Origin of the sequence: Aggregatilinea sp. (genome assembly GCF_036822615.1) — a bacterium.
Classification (GTDB): Bacteria; Chloroflexota; Anaerolineae; order Aggregatilineales; family Aggregatilineaceae; genus Aggregatilinea.
Window position 1 is genome coordinate 1 of record NZ_DAISHJ010000194.1, and the last position, 5,541, is coordinate 5,541.

At 62.2% G+C, this 5,541-nt stretch carries 5 protein-coding genes; all 5 read left to right on the forward strand.

Features of this window, described 5'->3' with window-relative positions; translation table 11 throughout:
- Positions 1-208 precede the first annotated feature (208 nt).
- On the forward strand, positions 209-1,459 hold the full coding sequence (locus V7116_RS25215) for a gluconeogenesis factor YvcK family protein (RefSeq protein ID WP_324394767.1): 1,251 nt from the start codon (positions 209-211) through the stop codon (positions 1,457-1,459).
- Positions 1,460-1,523: 64 nt separating this feature from the next.
- Positions 1,524-2,534 carry a type I glyceraldehyde-3-phosphate dehydrogenase gene (gap, locus tag V7116_RS25220; protein WP_324394768.1) on the forward strand — a complete coding sequence of 337 codons (1,011 nt, stop codon included), beginning with the start codon at positions 1,524-1,526 and terminating at the stop codon, positions 2,532-2,534.
- Positions 2,535-2,625: 91 nt separating this feature from the next.
- Positions 2,626-3,804: a phosphoglycerate kinase gene (locus V7116_RS25225; RefSeq protein WP_324394769.1), complete on the forward strand. Its 1,179-nt coding sequence runs from the start codon at positions 2,626-2,628 to the stop codon at positions 3,802-3,804.
- 116 nt (positions 3,805-3,920) lie between these two features.
- The gene (gene tpiA / locus V7116_RS25230) at positions 3,921-4,688 is read left to right on the forward strand and encodes a triose-phosphate isomerase (protein WP_324394770.1); all 768 of its coding nucleotides are present in this window, start codon (positions 3,921-3,923) and stop codon (positions 4,686-4,688) included.
- Positions 4,689-4,703: 15 nt separating this feature from the next.
- The coding region (locus tag V7116_RS25235; RefSeq protein WP_324394771.1) for a hypothetical protein at positions 4,704-5,541 on the forward strand (838 nt) is incomplete at its 3' end.

Below are 5,541 nucleotides of genomic sequence, written 5' to 3' on the forward strand. Positions count from 1 at the left end.
CAGATCCTACAAGCAGCTCCTTTTTTTGTCAGTCCATAAACCTGTACATCGGGTTTGCTAACCGCGCCGTACCCAAACAATCACAGAGCAGAGGTTCGCCTCGATGCGGCGTTCCGGGAATGTCCTCATCAAGTTACTCACGCCTGGGCTAAAAATTAAGCGCTGGCTGGTTCTGCTGTTGTTTGGAGTCAGTATTCTCACGCTTGGTATGGTTCAGATTGTCGCACTGCTCAACGACACGGGCGAATTCGCGTCGGCCTTGCGCTTTGCGACGCTGCACTTTTTGCCGCCGTGGGCGCGGGTACTGATCGCAGGTGTGGTCGGGTCGAGCGCAATCTTCATCGCGCTGCGCCAATTCACCCGCTCGATCCTGGCTCCCCTGGCGACACAGCGCCGCGAATCGGTGCTGGATATGGTCTATGCCCACACACGCCGACAGAAGGGCCTGAAGGTCGTGGCGATCGGCGGCGGGACCGGGCTGCCCTCGGTGCTGCGCGGCTTAAAAACCGTCACCAGCCAGATTACCGCCGTGGTGACCACGGCGGACGACGGCGGCAGTTCCGGCAAGCTCCGGCGCGAATTGGGCGTTCTGCCACCCGGCGACCTGCGCAGCAACATTGCGGCGCTGGCCGACGACGAGGCGCTGATCACGCAGCTGTTCCAGTACCGCTTTTCGGAAGGCGGGCTGGAAGGGCACAGCTTCGGCAACCTGTTTCTGACCGCCATGGCCGACCTGACCGGCAGCATGGATCGCGCGGTCGCGGAGACGGGGCGCGTGCTGGCAATCGAGGGGCGTGTGCTGCCCTCCACCCTGCAAAATGTTACCCTGCTGGCCGAGGTCCGCATCCCAGGTGAAACCCGGCTGCGGCGCATCAGCGGTGAATCGCAAATTCCCGAGGCCGGTGGTAAGATCGAGCGCGTTTTCTTGCAGCCAGATCAGGTCCATGCTTACCCGGATGCTATCCGGGCAATCCTGAGCGCCGATCTGGTTGTCATTGGACCGGGCAGCCTGTTCACCAGTCTGCTGCCAAACCTGCTGGTGAACGGCATCGCGGAAGCGCTGCGCGCCAGCAACGCTTACAAAGTGTACGTCTGTAATGTTGCCACCCAGCCGGGAGAAACCGACGGGTTCAGCGTCACCGACCACGTTCTGGCCCTGGAAGCGCACGTAGGGCGCAACGTCTTCGATGCCGTGCTCGCAAACGATCACTACCCGACACGCAACGCGGGCGAAAATACGCTCTACGTCCTGCATTCGCCCGACGACCAGACTATCTACCAGCGCTATGACGTGCACTTAACCGATCTAACCGACGCTGACCGGCCCTGGCGTCACGATTCGAGCAAACTGGCGCGCGCCCTCCTTACGCTCTACAACCGAGCGCCCGCGGGCCGCACCTTTGCACTCCGGGATGGCAGCCACCAAGGCGCAGCCGTGAACGGACAAGTTGGAGGATAGCGCGCCCGGCGTGCTGTCCATGGCTCTATGTATCCACTGCAGTGTAGTCTAAGGAGAACAACCAATGGCACGCGTAGGTATTAACGGCTTTGGCCGTATTGGTCGTCAGGTCCTCAAGGCCATGCTCGAAAAGTACCCGAACGACCTCGAAATCGTGGCCTTCAACGACCTCGGCGATCTGCCGACCATGGCGCACCTGCTGAAGTACGACTCGAACTACGGGCGTTTCCCCGGCACCGTCGAAGTGGCCGAAGGCGGCCTACTGATCAACGGCAAGCTGGTCAAGACCCTGAGTGAGAAGAACCCGGCGGACCTGCCCTGGGGCGACCTGGGTGTTGACATCGTGATCGAGAGCACGGGTGTTTTCCGCAGCCGTGAGAAGGTCCAGCCCCACATCGACGCGGGCGCGAAGAAGGTCATCATCAGCGCGCCGGCCAAGGGCGCGGTGGACCGCACCATCGTTCTGGGCGTCAACGACGACCAGTACGATCCGGCGACCGACCACATCGTGTCGAACGCTTCCTGCACCACCAACTGCCTCGCCCCGGCGGCGAAGGTTGTCAACGACGCGTTCGGCATCAAGCGCGGCCTGATGACCACCATCCACTCGTACACCAACGACCAGCGCATTCTGGACATGCCCCACAGCGACCTGCGCCGTGCGCGCGCCGCTGCGGTGAACATGATCCCGACCACCACCGGCGCAGCCCGCGCGGTGGCCCTGGTGATCCCCGAGCTGAAGGGCAAGTTCGACGGCCTGTCGGTGCGCGTCCCCACCTCGACCGTCTCCCTGGTGGACTTCGTGGCCGAGATCGAAACCCCGACCAGCACCGAAGAACTGCACGCCAAGTTCAAGGAAGCCGCCAACGGCTCGCTCAAGGGCATCCTGGGCTTCAGCGAAGAACCGCTGGTGTCGATCGACATCAAGGGCGACGAGCGCTCCAGCATCGTCGACGCCGAATTCTCTTACGTCTTCCAGGAAACCATGATCAAGGTCATGACCTGGTACGACAACGAATGGGGCTATTCCATGCGTACCGCCGACCTGGCGGCCATCATGGGCAGCAAGCTCTAAGCGATTCGGGCAGTATCCATCGCACGAAGCGACTAACACAGGGGCGAGGGCCGCAGCGCCCCGCCCCTGTTCTTTCTAAGGAGATTATGCCGTGGCAAAAAAGACTGTTCGTGACATTGACCTGACCGGGAAGCGTGTCCTCGTCCGCGTCGACTTCAACGTTCCGATCAAAGAGGGCAAAGTGTCGGACGACACGCGCGTGCGTGCCGCTATCCCGACCCTGAAGTACATCCTTGAGCAGAAGCCGCGCTACGTTGCGCTGATGTCGCACCTGGGCCGTCCCAAGGGCGAGCCGGATCCGCAGTACTCGCTCAAGCCGGTGGTCCCTGTGCTGGCCGAGCTGCTGGGCACGGACGTGATCTTCAGCGACGAGCTGGTCGGTGATGCCGCCAAGCAGACGTGCGAGTCCGCACCTGAGGGCGGCGTGATCCTGCTCGAAAACACCCGCTTCTACAAGGGCGAGACCAAAAACGACGAAGCGCTCGCCAAGCAGTTGTCTGAACTGGGCGACGTGTACGTCAACGACGCGTTCGGTTCCGCGCACCGCGCCCACGCCTCGACGGAAGGCGTCGCGCGCTTCCTGCCCGCCGTCAGCGGCTTCCTGATGCAGAAGGAACTCGACTATCTGCTCAAGGCGATCGAAGCGCCGGAACGCCCGTTTGTGGCAATCCTGGGCGGGGCGAAAGTCTCGGACAAGATCGGCGTGATCGAGTCGCTGCTGGGCAAGTGTGACGCGCTGTTGATCGGCGGCGGCATGGCGAACACCTTCTTCAAAGCCCAGGGCTACGAAGTCGGTGACTCGCTGGCCGAAGACGAAGCGCTCGACACCGCGAAGGAACTGCTGGCAAAGGGCGGCAGCAAGCTCGTCCTGCCCTCCGAAGTCGTGATCGCGGATGCGTTCGACAACGAAGCGAATACCCGCGTGATCAAGCCGTCCGACGGCGTGCCCGCTGGCTGGCGCATCCTCGACATCAGCAGCGGCGCGGTGGACGACTTCCGCCAGTATCTGAAGGACGCCCGCACGATCGTTTGGAACGGCCCGATGGGCGTCTTCGAGATGCCCAGCTTCGCCAAGGGGACGTTCCAGGTTGCGGAAATCCTGGCTGAGTCCAATGCGACGACCATCATCGGCGGCGGCGACTCTGTGGCGGCGGTCAACAAGGCGGGTCTGGACGACCGTATGTCGCACATCTCGACCGGCGGCGGCGCGAGCCTCGAACTGCTCGAAGGCAAGGCCCTGCCCGGCGTGGTCGCGCTGAACGACAAGTAAGGTTTGATCATCATGGGCTGTCCGTGCTGGGCAGCCCATCGTTTTATCCGGCGCAGGACTTGCTCCTTAGCGCCGATTCTGATTTAATCCTCGTAACGCTTTGGAAGGACTGACTCATGCGCATTCCCATCATTGCCGGTAACTGGAAGATGTACAAGACGCCGCAAGAAGCCGTGGCGTTCGTGAACGCGATTAAAGGCCCGCTGGCGGACCTGACCGCCGCCGAACGCGTCGTTTGCCCGCCCTACGTGGCACTGCCCGGCGTCGCGCAGGCTCTCGAAGGCTCCGAGATCGCCGTCGGCGCGCAGGATCTGCACTGGGAAGACGAGGGCGCGTTCACCAGTCAGGTGTCCGGCCCCATGCTCAAGGGCCTGGTGAAGTACGTCATCATCGGCCACTCCGAAACCCGCGAGTACCAGGGCGTGACCAATGAAATGGTCAACAAGAAGGCGAAAGCCGCCCTGCATCACGGCCTGCATCCGATCATCGCCGTGGGCGAAAGCCTCGCCATCAACGAAGCGGGCGAAACACAGTCGTTCGTCGAGACGCAGATCCGCGCCGCGTTCGACGGCATTCCCGCGTCTGACCTGGACAAGATCGTGATCGCCTACGAGCCGATCTGGGCCATTGGCACGGGCAAGAGCGCCAGCGGCGAACAGGCCAATGGCATCATCGGCAACATCCGCGCCACCATCGCGGACCTGTACGACGATGCAGTGGCCCATGCCATGCGCATCCAGTACGGCGGCAGCGTCAAGCCGAACAACATGGTCGAATTCATGAGCCAGCCGCACATCGACGGTGCATTGGTCGGCGGCGCCGCGCTCAAGGAAGACTCGTTCATCGAACTGGTCCGCCTTGCGATCCAGGCAAAAGGACTCTAAGCGCACTCGTATCCTATGAACGTTAGCAACCTGCTCACGCCGTGGCTGCTGCTAGGTGGTGTGCTTTTCCTCCTCGTGCAGGCGGAAAAGTGGATCCACAGCCACCTGTACGGTGTGGGCTGGTTGCTGACCCAGGACAAACAGAGCGCGACCGCGCTTTACTACCTCGTCCTGCTTCCCGGCGTTTTCGTCCATGAAGTGACCCAATGGCTGCTGGCAGGCGCGCTCAACGTGCGGACCAAGCGCGTCATGGCGTGGCCCCAGGCGCAGGAAGACGGCACGCTGCGCCTCGACTTTGTGCAGATCCAGCAAGCGAGTTGGCTGGCGTCAGCGTTCATCGGCGCGATCCCCTTCATTACCGGAACGACGCTTATCTGGCTGATCAGCAACCAGATCCTCAACCTGGAACAGTTTTTGGATTCGCTGAGTTCCGGCGATCTCACGGTGATCGGACCCGCATTACAGCAGGTAGGCAGCACGCCCGATTTCTACCTGTGGCTGTACATCCTGTTTGCGATCACCAACGCCATGATTCCCACACCTGCCGACCGCAAAGGCTGGCCGCTGCTGATCGCGCTGTTCGCGGTGGTCCTGGGCTTCCTGGTGCTGATCGGCGTGGGGCCGCGCCTGTACGAAACGTTTACTGGCCCGGTCGCTCACACGCTGAATCTGATGACGGCGGCCTTTACCACCGTGCTCGTCCTCGAAGTGCTGGCGATCGTGGTCATCGGCACGGGGGAGCAAATCCTTCAGCGGTTCACAAAACGCTCGTTTACATACACAAAGCCGGTTGCGCCCGTACCTACCCGCGAGCCGGGATCGAGCCTGCCACTGCCGCCCGGTGCGCCGCCGC

Coding starts and splice junctions, on each gene's coding strand:
- V7116_RS25215 (WP_324394767.1), top strand. CDS start 209: ATGGTTCAGATTGTCGCACTGCTCAACGACACGGGCGAATTCGCGTCG.
- gap (WP_324394768.1), top strand. CDS start 1,524: ATGGCACGCGTAGGTATTAACGGCTTTGGCCGTATTGGTCGTCAGGTC.
- tpiA (WP_324394770.1), top strand. CDS start 3,921: ATGCGCATTCCCATCATTGCCGGTAACTGGAAGATGTACAAGACGCCG.